Annotated in this window: 17 protein-coding genes; 7 read left to right on the forward strand and 10 right to left on the reverse strand. The window is 71.9% G+C overall.

Annotated elements, in window-relative coordinates; genetic code table 11:
- Positions 1–4: 4 nt before the first annotated feature.
- A complete protein-coding gene (locus BLV96_RS26275; protein WP_244180483.1) occupies positions 5–754 on the reverse strand; it encodes a methyltransferase domain-containing protein in 750 nt (249 codons plus the stop codon).
- A gap of 34 nt (positions 755–788) precedes the next feature.
- Positions 789–1,382: an NADPH-dependent FMN reductase gene (locus tag BLV96_RS26280; RefSeq protein WP_086673320.1), complete on the reverse strand. Its 594-nt coding sequence runs from the start codon at positions 1,380–1,382 to the stop codon at positions 789–791.
- Positions 1,383–1,480: 98 nt separating this feature from the next.
- Between BLV96_RS26280 and soxR the strand changes: the two genes are divergently transcribed.
- On the forward strand, positions 1,481–1,960 hold the full coding sequence (soxR, locus tag BLV96_RS26285; RefSeq protein ID WP_167379742.1) for a redox-sensitive transcriptional activator SoxR: 480 nt from the start codon (positions 1,481–1,483) through the stop codon (positions 1,958–1,960).
- On the opposite strand, the gene BLV96_RS26290 is transcribed toward soxR, so the two are convergent.
- The 3 genes from BLV96_RS26290 to BLV96_RS26300 form a co-directional block, all read right to left on the reverse strand.
- Positions 1,957–2,466, reverse strand: coding sequence for a mycothiol transferase (locus tag BLV96_RS26290; RefSeq protein ID WP_086673318.1), 510 nt, complete (start codon positions 2,464–2,466; stop codon positions 1,957–1,959). The genes soxR and BLV96_RS26290 overlap by 4 nt on opposite strands.
- Positions 2,467–2,552: 86 nt before the next feature.
- The gene (locus tag BLV96_RS26295) at positions 2,553–3,119 is read right to left on the reverse strand and encodes a hypothetical protein (RefSeq protein ID WP_091389545.1); all 567 of its coding nucleotides are present in this window, start codon (positions 3,117–3,119) and stop codon (positions 2,553–2,555) included.
- 2 nt (positions 3,120–3,121) lie between these two features.
- Positions 3,122–3,823, reverse strand: a complete 702-nt coding sequence (locus BLV96_RS26300) for a hypothetical protein (protein WP_086673317.1) — start codon at positions 3,821–3,823, stop codon at positions 3,122–3,124.
- A 238-nt stretch (positions 3,824–4,061) separates the two neighbouring features.
- Between BLV96_RS26300 and BLV96_RS26305 the strand changes: the two genes are divergently transcribed.
- Complete coding sequence (locus BLV96_RS26305; protein WP_086673315.1) at positions 4,062–4,802, forward strand: SDR family oxidoreductase; 741 nt, start codon at positions 4,062–4,064, stop codon at positions 4,800–4,802.
- A gap of 11 nt (positions 4,803–4,813) precedes the next feature.
- Positions 4,814–5,710: an SDR family NAD(P)-dependent oxidoreductase gene (locus BLV96_RS26310; RefSeq protein ID WP_091389548.1), complete on the forward strand. Its 897-nt coding sequence runs from the start codon at positions 4,814–4,816 to the stop codon at positions 5,708–5,710.
- Here BLV96_RS26310 and BLV96_RS26315 read toward each other — a convergent pair.
- Entirely contained in the window at positions 5,682–6,119 is a 438-nt protein-coding gene (locus BLV96_RS26315) for a DUF6314 family protein (protein WP_091389552.1), read from the reverse strand. The genes BLV96_RS26310 and BLV96_RS26315 overlap by 29 nt on opposite strands.
- A 68-nt stretch (positions 6,120–6,187) precedes the next feature.
- Between BLV96_RS26315 and recQ the strand changes: the two genes are divergently transcribed.
- A complete protein-coding gene (gene recQ / locus BLV96_RS26320; RefSeq protein ID WP_086672872.1) occupies positions 6,188–8,023 on the forward strand; it encodes a DNA helicase RecQ in 1,836 nt (611 codons plus the stop codon).
- Between the two features lies 1 nt (position 8,024).
- On the opposite strand, the gene BLV96_RS26325 is transcribed toward recQ, so the two are convergent.
- Positions 8,025–8,246 carry an antitoxin gene (locus BLV96_RS26325; RefSeq protein WP_086672874.1) on the reverse strand — a complete coding sequence of 74 codons (222 nt, stop codon included), beginning with the start codon at positions 8,244–8,246 and terminating at the stop codon, positions 8,025–8,027.
- Between the two features lie 128 nt (positions 8,247–8,374).
- On the opposite strand from BLV96_RS26325, the gene add reads away from it, so the two are divergent.
- A complete protein-coding gene (gene add / locus BLV96_RS26330; RefSeq protein ID WP_086672876.1) occupies positions 8,375–9,340 on the forward strand; it encodes an adenosine deaminase in 966 nt (321 codons plus the stop codon).
- Here add and BLV96_RS26335 read toward each other — a convergent pair.
- Positions 9,318–10,685, reverse strand: coding sequence for a vWA domain-containing protein (locus BLV96_RS26335; RefSeq protein WP_086672878.1), 1,368 nt, complete (start codon positions 10,683–10,685; stop codon positions 9,318–9,320). The two genes, add and BLV96_RS26335, sit on opposite strands and share 23 nt — an antisense overlap.
- Positions 10,682–11,563, reverse strand: coding sequence for an AAA family ATPase (locus BLV96_RS26340; protein WP_086672880.1), 882 nt, complete (start codon positions 11,561–11,563; stop codon positions 10,682–10,684). The genes BLV96_RS26335 and BLV96_RS26340 overlap by 4 nt, the downstream gene beginning before the upstream one ends.
- A gap of 63 nt (positions 11,564–11,626) precedes the next feature.
- Between BLV96_RS26340 and mgrA the strand changes: the two genes are divergently transcribed.
- Entirely contained in the window at positions 11,627–12,655 is a 1,029-nt protein-coding gene (gene mgrA / locus BLV96_RS26345) for an L-glyceraldehyde 3-phosphate reductase (RefSeq protein WP_086672883.1), read from the forward strand.
- An 85-nt stretch (positions 12,656–12,740) separates the two neighbouring features.
- Positions 12,741–13,034: a cyclic-phosphate processing receiver domain-containing protein gene (locus BLV96_RS26350; protein ID WP_086672885.1), complete on the forward strand. Its 294-nt coding sequence runs from the start codon at positions 12,741–12,743 to the stop codon at positions 13,032–13,034.
- Here the strand turns inward: BLV96_RS26350 and sigC are convergent.
- Positions 13,031–13,582 carry an RNA polymerase sigma factor SigC gene (gene sigC, locus BLV96_RS26355; protein WP_086672887.1) on the reverse strand — a complete coding sequence of 184 codons (552 nt, stop codon included), beginning with the start codon at positions 13,580–13,582 and terminating at the stop codon, positions 13,031–13,033. The genes BLV96_RS26350 and sigC overlap by 4 nt on opposite strands.
- Positions 13,583–13,629: the final 47 nt, after the last annotated feature.

Here is a 13,629-nt window from a genome sequence, read left to right on the forward strand (position 1 = left end):
CTGTCTACTGTGGACGCACGGTCGCCGAGGCGACGAAGATCGGGACGGCCAGGAAGAACCGGCCGGCGCCGGCGCGCGCGGACTGCTCCCCCAGCCAGGCTTCGAGCTGGGCGTCCGTCGCGACACCGGCTTCCCGGGCCGCGGCGGCGAGGCCGTCGAGCAGGGGCCGGAAGCCGCCGTCGGTGTCGACGACCGTCCGGACTTCGACGGCGACCTCGGTGAACCCGGCGTCGACGAGCAGGGTCCGGTACTGCCGGGCCGCCCGGGGGCCGGCGATGGTGTCGGCGCGGGCGTGGACGATCGCGCGGGTCAGCGCCGGGGAGTCCGAGTCGAGGACGATCGTGTCCCAGTCCTGCCCGCACAGCACGATCCGGCCGCCGGGCGCCAGCACTCGCCGGGCTTCCGCGACGGCGGCCGCCGGATCGGCGAGTTCGTGCAGCACTTTGTCGGCGCGGTAGCCGCGGAACTCGCCGTCGGCGAACGGCAGCCGGAGCACATCGGCTTCGACGAACTCCGCCGGCGCAGCCGACCCGCGTGTCCGGGCCGCGGCGAGCATCCGCGGGTCGAGATCCGCGCCCACCGCACGCACCCCGCGGGCGCACAGCTCCGCGACCGCCCGGCCCCCGCCGCAGCCGACGTCCAGCACCCGGTCACCCGGGCCGCAGCGCAACAGCTCGTACGTCGCTTCGCGCAGCTCCCCCGCTCCCGGCAATCCATCCACCAGGTCGAGGCGAGCCAGCAGCTCGGAACTCATGCCCGCCATCGTCGGCCTTCAAGTGCACGTGAAGTCAAGCTCCGGGGTACGGCCGGACCTCCCGCGCCGCCAGCAGCGACCGCGCCCACCAGTCCAGCTGGTCGAGCATCGCCTTCGCCGCGGTTGCCGCGGCTTCGTCGGTCGGGGTGCCGTCCGGGCCGAAGCGCGTGCGGGCGCCGTGGAAGCTGACCGTCTCGCGGATCGTGACCGCGTGGAGCTCGGCGAAGACCGCCCGCAGGTGCTCGACCGCGCGCAGGCCGCCCGACATCCCGCCGTACGAAACGAACGCGACCGGCTTGGCCGCCCACTCCGTGCGGTGCCAGTCGATCGCGTTCTTCAGCGAGGCCGGGTAGCTGTGGTTGTACTCCGGGGTGACCACGACGAACGCGTCGGCCGCTGCCAGCCGCGGCGTCACCTTCGCCACCTCGGCGACGACCGCCGGGGGTGGCGTCGCGCCGAAGGCCGGCAGCACCATCGGCAGGTCGGGTTCGGCCAGGTCGACCACGTCGACGGTGAACCCGCCGTGCTCGCCCGCGACGCCGGCCAGCCAGTCCGCGACCACCGGGCCGAACCGTCCTTCCCGGACACTTCCCACGATCACCGCGACCCGCACGGGTGCTTCGCGCACACTTCCTCCTTGGCACAGCGGCGTTGTTGCCGTCCGGGCCAGGATCAGACTTCAAGCTCGCTTGAAGTCAAGCACGCGCCTGTGGTTGGCTGGGAAGCATGGTGAACGCCACAGCCCGGACGCTGCCCGACCTGAGCGTCGGCGAACTCTCGCGGCGCAGCGGGGTGCCCGCGTCGGCCCTGCGGTTCTACGAGGACGAAGGCCTCATCCGCAGCCGCCGCACCGCCGGCAACCAGCGTCGTTACTGTCGCGACGCGCTACGGCGGGTGACCTTCATCCGGATGTCGCAGCGGGTCGGCATGCCGCTGTCGGCGATCCGGGAGGTGCTCGCGCTCCTGCCCGACGACCGCACGCCGACCCGGGCCGACTGGGCGCGGATCTCCAAGTGCTGGCAGGAAGATCTCACCGCGCGGATCCGCCAGATGGAACAGCTGCGCGACCAGCTCACCGACTGCATCGGCTGCGGGTGCATGTCGCTGGCCAAGTGCCGGCTCGCCAACCCGGGCGACCAGCTCGGCGCCGACGGGCCCGGCCCGCAGCGCCTCGCCGACCACCGCGGCGACGGCTACGAGGACTAGCGGCGCTCCAGCACGCCGCGGACGAACATCGCCTGCCCGGCGTGCTGGATGTCGTCGTCGAGGACGCTCACCAGCCGCACGCCGAGGGTCACCGGCGGGTCCCACGCCTCGTCGACGACCCGGTCGAGTGCCGTGTCGTCGACGTTTTCGAGGTACCGGACGGTCTGGTCGTGCACGGCGTCGTAGTAGCCGGTGAGCAACACGGGATCGTCGACCCGGACCGCCTCGACGTCGGCCGGGCGGTGCCCGTAGCCGGTGTCGCCCGCGGGGAACGGGAGGCCGAAGCGCGAAAGCCAGTCCTGGCCGGTCCACACCTGCTCGGTCCCGGCCACGTCCGCGACGTGGTCGTCCTGGACCCGGGTCAGGTGCCACACCAGCCAGGCGATCGAGTTGGCCTCGTCGTCGAGCCGGGTCCGGAGCTGCTCGGCGGTGAGCCCTTCCACCGCCGCGTGCACGTTCTCCCGGACCCGGCCGAACCCGTCGACGAGCAGATCGGCCACGTTCATCGGCTGCCTCCCGTTGCTGAACCCGTTCACCGGCGTGCTACCCGATCATGCCCGCCGGCAAACGGGTCCCGCTAGCGGAGCCGAACCTAGCGCGGCAGCAGCTGGTCGAAGAACGAGCGGTAGCGGCGCAGCGCGATCCGCAGTTCCTCGGTGGCCGGTTCCCCTTGCTGCCACTGGGCTTCCAGGTCGCCCTTGTGCTCGGCGAACGTCGTGGCCAGCGCGCTGATCACGGCGGCGACGAGCTCGTCCGCCTGCTGCACGGCCTGCTTCGGGTCGTCGACGAAGCCGGTCTGCACGTTCTGCCAGCGGTCGCGGAACCCGGTGACCTTGTCCTCGTCGATGAGCGGCGGGGTCTCCACGTCGCCGCCCGACTGCGCCGGGGTGGTCGCCGCGGCGGTGCCGGCGGTGTCCGGTCCCGCCGAAGCGGAAGCCAGGTCGGCGGTGCTCAGGTTCTGGTCGGTGCCGTGGTCCACGCCGGTCCCGCGGTCCGTGTCGGTGCCGCGGTCCAGGTCGGTGCCGCGGTCCACGTCGGTGCCCGCCTCGCGGAACTCGGTCCGCTCCTGGTCGGGGACGTCCGCGGTGCCGTCACGGGCGTCGTCGCGGGCGAAGTCGTCGTCGTGGTCGGTGCCGTGCCGCGTCAGGTGCTCGGTCATGGTCAGCGTCCTCCGTTCCACTCGGTCCGCGGCTGCGCGGACGCCTGGTGTTCTTCCTTGACGGTGTCGCGCCGGTCGGCGACGTCGTGGTCGTGACCGTTCCGGCGGTCGTGGTGGTCCTGGTCGTGGTCGCGGTCCCGATCGTGGTCGCGGTCCCGGTCGTGGTGCTCGTCGTCGGCACCGTCGGTCAGCAAGTCCTCGAAGACCGTGCGGTAGCGCACCATCGCGTCGCGCAGGTCCTCAGTGGACGCCCCGTCCCGCTTCTGCTGCGTGGTGTGCGCGGCGCGGTAGTGCTCCAGCGTCTTCGCGTGCCGCACCGAAAGGTCGTTCACCTGCTGCTCGTAGCCCTCGGTCGGGTACCCGCGTTCACCCATCAGCGCCACGAGGAGCCGGTCGGCTTCGCTGACCGCTTCGGTCGGCTGGTCGACGAACTTTTCCTGCACCTGCGCCCATTCCCGGGCGTAGCGCTCGCGCGCCGACGCCGACAGCGGGCGGATGTCGAGCTCCTTGTGCCGGCGCTCGCGCTCGGCGAGTTCCCGTTGCGCCGCACGGGGGTTGTCACTCTCCTTGACGACCCGCTCGTACTCCGGGCCGAACCTCTGCTGCAGCCGCTTCCGCTGCATCTCTTGCGTCACAAGCCAAATCACGGCGCCGAGCACCGCGACGGCCACGACGACGATCACGACGATCAGCCATGTGGGCATTGCGCAAACTCCTTCACGGATGTCGCCCCCGACGCGACCGGGTTGCCCGCTACCCGGGAGCCGAAAACCGTGTTCATCCGCGATTCGGCCGACCGGCCGCGTGGATACCGCCGGATGCCGAGGTCGACCGGCGGTGTAACGACGATAACAAAGAATGACTAGCGACGTTACCCCGAGAGTGCTATCGTCGATAACAGCAAGGCGGAATCAGCGTTATGGAGCAGGAAGAAGGGCACCGATGAGCACCACCACACCCCGCGTCGCGATCGTCACCGGCGGCTCCCGCGGCATCGGCCGCCAGGTCGCCGAGCGCCTGGCCGCCGACGGCATGGCCGTCGTCGTCAACTACGCCGGCAACGAGAAGGAGGCCCAGGCCGCCGTCGACGCCATCACCGGTCGCGGTGGCCAGGCGATCGCCGTCCGCGCCGACGTCGCCGAACCCGCCCAGGTCGCGGAGCTGTTCGACACCGCGGAGGCCACCTACGGCGGCGTCGACGTCGTCGCCCACCTGGCCGGCGTGATGAACGCGCCGACGCCGATCGCCGACACCGACTTCGAGGTCCTCGACCGGGTGCACCGCACCAACATCCGCGGCACCTTCGCGGTCGCCCAGCAGGCCGCGAAGCGGGTGCGCGACGGCGGCGCGGTCATCACGACGTCGACCTCGGTGCTCGGCCTGAACCTGCCCGGTTACGGCATCTACAACGCCACCAAGGGTGCGGTCGAGGCGATCACCATGATCCTGGCGCGCGAGCTGCGCGGCCGCGACATCACCGTCAACACGGTCGCACCCGGCCCGACGGCGACCGCACTGTTCCTCGACGGCAAGGACGAGGAGACCATCGACCGGATGGCCAAGCAGCCGCCGCTGGAGCGGCTCGGCAAGCCGGAGGACATCGCCGAGGTCGTCGCGTTCCTCGCCGGTCCGGCCCGCTGGGTCAACGGCCAGGTGCTGCGCGCCAACGGCGGAATCGTCTGAGGGGGACGGCCATGATCATCGTCGTCACCGGCGCCTCCAGCGGGATCGGCGCCCTCTCCGCCCGGGCGCTGGCCCGCGCCGGGCACACCGTCTACGCGGGCATGCGCGCCACCACCGGCCGCAACGCGCCCCAGGTCGAAGCCGCCGCCGCGTACGCGAAGGAACACGGCGTCGACCTGCGGAGCGTCGACCTCGACGTCGCCAGTCAGGACTCGGCGGACGCCGCCATCGAGCGGATCGTGGCCGAGCAGGGCCGGCTGGACGTCGTCGTGCACAACGCCGGACACATGGTGCTCGGCCCGGCCGAGGCGTTCACGCCGGAGCAGCTCGCGCAGCTCTACGACACCAACGCGATCGGCACCCAGCGCGTCAACCGCGCCGCGCTCCCCCACCTGCGCGCCCAGGGCGACGGGCTGCTGGTGTGGGTGTCGAGCAGCAGCGTCCGCGGCGGCACCCCGCCCTACCTGGCGCCCTACTTCGCGGCGAAGGCCGCGATGGACAGCCTCGCGGTCAGCTACGCCGCCGAGGTGGCGCGCTTCGGGATCGACACCACGATCGTCGTGCCGGGCGCCTTCACCGCGGGCACCAACCACTTCCCGAACTCGGGACACCCGGCCGACGAGGCTGTCGCGAAGGCCTACGAAGAGCGCTACGCGGGCCTGACCGACCACGTCGCGGCGAAGCTGGCCGAGATCACCCCGGCGGACGCGGACGTCGCCGTCGTCGCCGACGAGCTGGCCCGGGTGGTCGACCTGCCCAAGGGGAGACGGCCGTTCCGGGTGCACGTCGACCCGGCCGACGACGGCGGGTGGCTGGTCGCCGAGGTCGGCGACCGGATCCGGAGCGAGTTCCTGCGCCGGATCGACCTGGCCGACCTGCTCAGCCCGGCGGCCGGCGGAACCGGGTGACGATCACGTGGTCCTTCGCCGGCCCGCGGACCGCCCACTCCTGCCGCCAGCGGCGCGCGTCGAGCACGCGGTAGCTCCCGCGGTAGAAGTCGTCGCGGCAGGGGTGGTCCGCGTCCCAGTGCCCGGCACGCAGGTCGACGGCGTGGAAGAACCCGCCGTGGTCGAAGTGCACGTCGGCACGGCCGGGCGCGGTGGGCCGGTAGTGCAGCTCGCGGGTGACCGGGCCGGTGTACCCGCCGAGCCGCAGTTCGCCGGCTTCGCGGTAGACGAGGACGCCGTCCTCCTCGGAGAAGACGGCGGTGCCGGTGACGTCCCCGGCCGGATCGCCTTCGGCGGTGCGGATTTCCCGGTCGAACCGCCACTCGCCCGCGAAATGCGCGGCGAGATCGGGAACCGGCCAGTACTCCACGTGCCCAGTGTGCCACCCCGCGGCGGGCCGGGCCGGAACTGTCGGACCCCCGCTCTATAGTCGGCCGGGTGGCAGACACCGACCTCGCGACCGTGTCCGACGCGCTGGAGACCCTCCAGCGCGTGTTCGGCTACGACAGCTTCCGCGGCGACCAGGCGGCGATCGTCGAGCACGTGGTCGCCGGCGGCGACGCGCTCGTGCTGATGCCCACCGGTGGCGGGAAGTCGTTGTGCTACCAGATCCCCGCGCTGGTGCGGCCCGGCGTGGGCGTGGTCGTCTCGCCGCTGATCGCGCTGATGCAGGACCAGGTCGACGCGCTGCGCAACGCCGGGGTCCGCGCCGGGTTCCTGAACTCCACGCAGGACTACGCGGCCCGGCAGGAGACGGAGGCGGCGTTCCTCGCCGGTGAGCTCGACCTGCTCTACCTGGCGCCGGAACGGCTGTCGATGGAGTCCACCGCGCGGCTGTTCGACCGCGGGAAGATCGCCTTGTTCGCGATCGACGAGGCGCACTGCGTCTCCCAGTGGGGGCACGACTTCCGGCCGGAGTACCTGGCGCTGTCGTCGCTGCACGAACGCTGGCCGGACGTGCCGCGGATCGCGCTGACCGCGACGGCGACCGAAGCGACGCACCAGGAGATCTCGGCGCGGCTGAAGCTCGACGAAGCCCGCCACTTCGTCGCCAGCTTCGACCGGCCGAACATCCAGTACCGGATCGTCGGCAAGAACTCGCCGCAGCGGCAGCTGCTCGAACTGCTGCAGACCGAACACAAGGGGGACGCCGGGATCGTCTACTGCCTGTCCCGGAACTCGGTCGAGAAGACCGCGGAGTTCCTGGTGCAGAACGGAATTCCCGCGGTGCCCTACCACGCGGGCCTCGACGCGCGCACGCGCGCGAAGCACCAGTCGCGGTTCCTGCGGGAGGACGGCCTGACGGTGGTCGCCACGATCGCGTTCGGCATGGGCATCGACAAGCCGGACGTCCGGTTCGTCGCGCACCTCGACCTGCCGAAGTCCGTCGAGGGCTACTACCAGGAAACGGGACGCGCGGGGCGGGACGGGCTGCCGTCCACCGCGTGGCTCGCGTACGGGCTGCAGGACGTCGTGCAGCAGCGCAAGATGATCGACACGTCCGAGGGCGACGAGGCGCACCGGCGCCGGCTCGGCGCGCACCTGAACGCGATGCTCGCGCTGTGCGAGACGGTCGAGTGCCGGCGCGTGCAGATCCTCAACTACTTCGGGCAGCAAGCCGAGCCCTGCGGCAACTGCGACACGTGCTTGAGCCCGCCGGAGAAGTGGAACGGCACGATCCCGGCGCAGAAGCTGCTCTCCACGATCGTGCGGCTGCGCAACGAGCGGCGCCAGAAGTTCGGCGCCGGCCAGGTGATCGACATCCTGCTCGGCAAGTCCACGCCGAAGGTCACGCAGTTCCAGCACGACACGCTCAAGACGTTCGGCATCGGCACCGAACTGCGCGAGCCGGAGTGGCGCGCGGTGGTCCGACAGCTGCTGGCCCAGGGCCTGCTGGCCGTCGAAGGCGACTACGGCTCGCTGGTGCTCACCGAAGCCAGCGCCGAGGTGCTGGGCGGCGGCCGCGAAGTACTGCTGCGCCGTGAGCCCGAGCGCGCCGCGGCTGCCCGGGTCCGCAGCGCGCGCAAGGCCGCCCCCGCGGCGGACATGCCGGCGGAGGCGGCCCCGCTGTTCGAGCGCCTGCGTGCTTGGCGGGCCGGTGTCGCGAAGGAACAGGGCGTGCCCGCGTACGTCATCTTCCACGACGCGACCTTGCGCCAGATCGCCACGCAACGGCCGTCGTCACTGGCCGACCTGGGCACGGTCAGCGGTGTCGGCGAGAACAAGCTCGCCAAGTACGGCGAAGGCGTGCTCGAGGTGCTGACGGCGGAGTGACCTACCGGGCGGCCGGGCCCGGGCGCCCGTCCGGCCCGGTCACCGAGTTGACCTTGCGGACCGCGCCGGCGATCTGCTCGTGGTACTTGCCCTTGGTCTTGTCGTCGACGAACTTGGCCGCCTTGCCGACGGCCCCGTTCACCTTTTCGGGGTTCTTCTTGGCGTACGCGCGGGCGGCGCCGGCCGCGCCGGCCAGCACGGTGAGCTTGCGCAGGAAAGCCATGGTCGTCTCCCTCGTCGGTGTGCGGTCATCCTGACAACGCGGACGAACCACCCGGAGGTTCCCCGTGTGACGGGAGCCAAACAAAATTGCCGCGCGAGCGGCGCCCGGCGGCCTCTAGGGTCGGGTCCATGCGCGACCTGGCGGCCCTGCCGAAGGCCCACCTGCACGTCCACCTGGAAAGCACGATCCGGCCGGGCACACTCCGTGAACTCGGCGAGGCGAACGGCGTCGCCGTCCCCGCCGAACCGCCGCAGTTCGACGGTTTTCGCGCGTTCGCCGACTACAACGCGCTCATCCGAGCCTGTCTCCAGCATCCCGAGGACTTCGAGCGCATCGCCCGCGAGTACTGCGAAGACGAGCTCGCCCAAGGAACGCGCTACGCCGAAGTCACGTTCACCGCGGCCTCGCACGGGGAACGGCTGGGCGACCTCGAAATGCCCCTGGAGTCCGTCCTCAAGGGACTGTCCGGACTCGAAACCCGGCTCCTGCTGGACCATTCGCGACGCCGGCCGGTCGACCGCGCCGAGCGCACCCTCGACCTCGCGCTGAAGTACGACGAAGTCTTCGCGATCGGCATGGCGGGCGAGGAAAACCACTCCCTCCGTCCTTTCGCGACGGTCTTCGACCGGGCCCGCGCGGCCGGCCTCCACCTGCTGCACCACACCGGCGAGGACGCCGGCCCGGACAGCATCCGCGAAGCCCTCGAAGTCGGCCGCACCGAGCGGCTCGGCCACGGCATCCGCGTCCTCGACGACCCGTCGCTCGTCGCCGAGGTACGCGAACGAGGACTGGCCTTGGAGGTCTGCCCGTCGTCGAACGTGACGCTCGGGCTGGTCCCGTCGCTGCCCGAGCACCCGCTCCCCCGGCTGGTCGGGGCCGGGCTGACGGTCACGCTCAACACCGACGTCCCGTCGGTCACCGGCGCGAACCTGGCCGAGGAGTACGCGCGCGTCCGCGACGCCTTCGGTTACGACGACACCGCGATGGCGGACTTCGCGCGGGCGAGCGTCACGGCGTCCTTCGCGCCCGAATCGACGAAGCAGCGGATGCTGCGGGACATCGACGCCTGGCTCACACCGGCAGCAGGCGGGTGACCAGCGTGCCGAGCTGGTGCACCGTGCGGCACTCGTGCATCTCGACGACTTCGGCGTACTCCAGCGCCGCCGAGTCGCCGGTCGACCACAGCGACCGCCGCTCCGGGTTCAGCCAGTAGACGTGCCGGGCGCGGGCCTTGATCTCGCGGACCGCGTCGAGGTTCGGGTCGCCGCCGTTGGTGCGGGCGTCGCCGAGGATCAGCACCGACGTGCGCGGGCCGACCGCGTCGAGCCAGTTCGCGGTGAACTGGCGCAGTGAGCCGCCGTAGTCGCTGTGGCCGTCCCAGCGCACCAGCGCCGCTTCGGACAGCATGCGCGCGCCCAGGTGTTCGGGATCCGCGACACCGGTGGTGACCAGGTGGGTGACCTCGTCGGCGCTGTCCACGAACGCGAACACGCGGATCTTGCTGAACTGGTCGCGCAGCGCCTGGACCAGCAGCATCGTGAAGTTCGCGAACCCTGCCACGGACCCGGAGAGGTCGCACAGCAGCACGATCTCCGGCCGGCCGGGCCGCCGGTGGCGGTAGGCCGGGCGCAGCGGCACGCCGCCGGTCGAGAGCGACCGCCGCAGCGTGCGGCGCAGGTCGATCTGCCCGCGCGTGGTGCGCTTGCGCCGGGCGGCGAGGCGCGTCGCGAGCTTGCGGGACAGCGGCTGGATCGTGCGCCGCAGCTCGGCAAGCTGGTTTCGGCTGGCGATCAGGAAGTCGACGCGGTCGGGTGCGGGCGCGATCGCGTGCTTGGCGACGCGCTCGCGGCCGCGGACCTCGGCGGCCCGGCGGCGCGCCTCGGTGCGGACCTGGCCGCGGAAGCCTTCGACGCGACGGCGGATCTCGTCGCGGTCGAGCCGGTCGGTGAACTCGCCGCGCGCGCCGCCACCGCGGACCGCGGCCAGCACGCGAGCGATGAGCGTCTGCGGCTGGAGCCGCTCCAGCGTCTGGTGGGCCGAGAACCCGCCACCCGGACCCGACGACGAGCCGTACTGGCCCAGCATCTCGACGGCCAGCCCGGCGAGCTGGGCCAGCGCCTGCTGGTCGCCGTCGGCCAGCGCCGTCGCGAGTTCCGCACGCAGCTCGTCCAGGGTCGAAGGCCGGTCTTCGCGGGCCCGCTCGGGCGTGCCGATCCCGGCCGGGAAGTACAGGTCGAACGCGGCGTCGAAGACCGCGCGCTGCCCGCCGCGCCGGACCAGCGCCGCGGCCAGCCCTTCGCGGACCAGCGAACGGTCGTCCATGCCGAGGACCTCCAGCGCGGCCGCGGCGTCGACGGTTTCGGCAGGGCCGGCCGGAATGCCCTGGGCCCGCAGGGCCCGCACGAACGACGCGAGCCGCTCGGGCACGCCGCCGGTCACGACGCGTCCAGGACCTGTTCGAGCTTCAGGCCGGCGCCGGCCTTGGCGATGTCGTCCTGGTGCTTGAGGACGACGCCGAGGCTTTCCCGCACGACCTGCTCGTCCAACGTCGACGCGCCGAGCGCGAGCAGCGTGCGCGCCCAGTCGATGGTCTCGGCGACCGACGGCAGCTTGCGCAGGTCCATCGCCCGCAGCGCGGCGATCACCCGGACGACGGAATCGGCGAGCGCGGCGTCGATGCCCGGGACCTTGAGCCGGATGATGTCGCGCTCCAGCTCTTCGTCCGGGAAGTCGATGTGCAGGAACAGGCACCGGCGGCGCAGGGCCTCGGACAGCTCGCGCGTCGCGTTGGAGGTCAGCACGGCGAACGGCGCGCGCGTGGCGGTGATCGTGCCCAGCTCCGGCACGGTCACCTGGAAGTCGCCGAGCACCTCCAGCAGCAGGCCCTCGACCTCCATGTCCGCCTTGTCGGTCTCGTCGATGAGCAGCACGGTCGGCTCGTCCGACGAGATCGCCGTCAGCAGCGGGCGGCGCAGCAGGAACTCCTCGCCGAAGATGTCGGTGCGGGCTTGCTCCCACGTCTCGTCGCGGCCGGCGGTGATCCGCAGCAGCTGCTTCGCGTGGTTCCACTCGTAAAGTGCGCGGGCCTCGTCGATGCCCTCGTAGCACTGCAGGCGCACCAGCCGCGAGCCGCTCACCTGCGCGACTGCCTTGGCGAGCTCGGTCTTGCCGACGCCGGCGGGGCCCTCGACGAGCAGCGGCTTGCCGAGCCGGTCGGCGAGGAACACCGTGGTCGCCACGGCCGTCGACGCCAGGTAGCCGGCTTCGGCCAGCTTGGCCGACACGTCGTCGACGGAGGTGAAGAATCCGGTGCCCACCACGTGCCTCCTAAGCGATCGCTCACCAGGAGCGTACCCGACGATCGGGCTAGCATCGGCCGCGTGACCTACGTTGCCGCTCCCGGCCGATACGAATCGATCCCCTACCGCCGCACCGGGCGTTCCGGGCTCAAGCTGCCCGCGATCTCGCTCGGGCTGTGGCACAACTTCGGCCACGACAAGCCGCTGCAGACCCAGCGCGACATCACCCGCCGCGCGTTCGACCTCGGCATCACGCACTTCGACCTGGCCAACAACTACGGCCCGCCCTACGGCTCGGCGGAGGAGAACTTCGGGCGGCTGCTGGCCACCGACTTCAAGCCCTACCGCGACGAGCTGGTGATCTCGACCAAGGCCGGCTACGACATGTGGCCCGGCCCGTACGGCGAGTGGGGTTCGCGCAAGTACCTGCTGTCCTCACTGGACCAGTCGCTGGGCCGCATGGGCCTGGACTATGTCGACATCTTCTATTCCCACCGCTTCGACCCCGAGACGCCCCTGGAAGAGACGGTCGGGGCGCTCGACGCCGCCGTCCGCGCCGGGAAAGCGCTTTACGTCGGGATTTCGTCCTACAGCTCGGAGCGGACCGCCGAGGCCGCGCGGCTGCTGCGTGAGCTCGGCACGCCGCTGCTGATCCACCAGCCGTCGTACTCGATGCTGAACCGCTGGATCGAAGAGGACGGGCTCCTCGACACCCTCGAGGAGGCGGGTGCCGGCTGCATCGCGTTCTCGCCGCTCGCGCAGGGACTGCTGACCGACAAGTACCTGAAGGGCGTTCCGGCGGACTCGCGGGCCGCTCAGGGCAAGTCGCTCGACCCGGGCACCCTCGACGAGAACCGCCTGAACCGCGTGCGCGCGCTCAACGACATCGCGGCCCGGCGCGGCCAGTCGCTGGCGCAGCTGGCGCTCGCGTGGGCGCTGCGCGACAGCCGCGTGACGTCGGTGCTGATCGGCGCCAGTAGCGTCAAGCAGCTCGAGGACAACGTCGGCGCGCTCGGCAACCTCGACTTCTCTTCCGAGGAGCTGACGGAGATCGACGGCCACGCGACCGACGCGGACATCAACCTCTGGAAGCGGTCCTCGGACGCCTGAGACCCGGCGGCGGGGCGCCACGCGCGTCCCGCCGTTTCTCCGGCGTGACGTTGACCAGATTGGCTTTGGTCATAGGGAGGCGGGAGTGTCGGAAGACGCCGGCGCGAGCTGGCTCTGGGTGGACGACCTGCGGCCGGCCCCGCCGGGCTGGACGTGGGCGAAGACGAGCGCGGCGGCGATCGAGCTGCTCGCCGGCGGGGAGTTCACGGCGATCTCGCTCGACCACGACCTGGGCGGCGACGACACGACCCGCCCGGTCGTGCTGTGGCTGTGCGAAAACGACCGCTGGCCACCGGAAGTGCGGGTCCACACGGCCAACCCGGTGGGCCGGGAGTGGCTCGTCGGCATGGCGCGCCGCTACGGGCCGGGCGTCCGCTAGCCGGTACCGCGGGCTCGGCGGGCCTGGATCAGGTCGTCGCGGGCGCGGGCGACCCGCGAGCGGACGGTGCCGACCGGGCAGCCGCAGACGTCGGCGGCCTCGGCGTAGGACAGGCCGAGGACCTGGGTCAGGACGAGGACCTCGCGCCGCTCCGGCTCCAGGTCGTCGAGCAGCAGGCCCAGCTCGACGAGCTCCTCGAAGCCGGCCGCGGGATCGCGGGTGCGCTCGGCGGCGGCTTCCCAGTCGGTGTCGGCGATCTTGGGCCGGGCACCGGCGGCCCGGATCTGGTCGACGACCACCCGGCGCGCGATGGACAACAGCCACGTCCGCGACGACGAGCGGCCGGCGAAGCGGCGGAGACTGCCGAAGGCGCGGAGGTAGGTCTCCTGCGTCAGGTCGTCGGCCGCGGCGGTGTCGGTGAGGTGGGCGAGGAAGCGCCAGACGTCGGCCTGGGTGGCGCGGACCCACTCCTCCAGCGCGCGCCGGTCACCCCGCCCGGCGGACAGGGCCAGGGCCGTGACGCGTTCGTCGTCCTCACGGTGGGTCATGATCCGGAACTTAGCAGTGACGAGAACCCGGCGGGATCCGCCTTCCT

Source organism: Amycolatopsis pretoriensis (assembly GCF_900107925.1).
In the GTDB taxonomy this organism is placed as follows: domain Bacteria; phylum Actinomycetota; class Actinomycetes; order Mycobacteriales; family Pseudonocardiaceae; genus Amycolatopsis; species Amycolatopsis pretoriensis.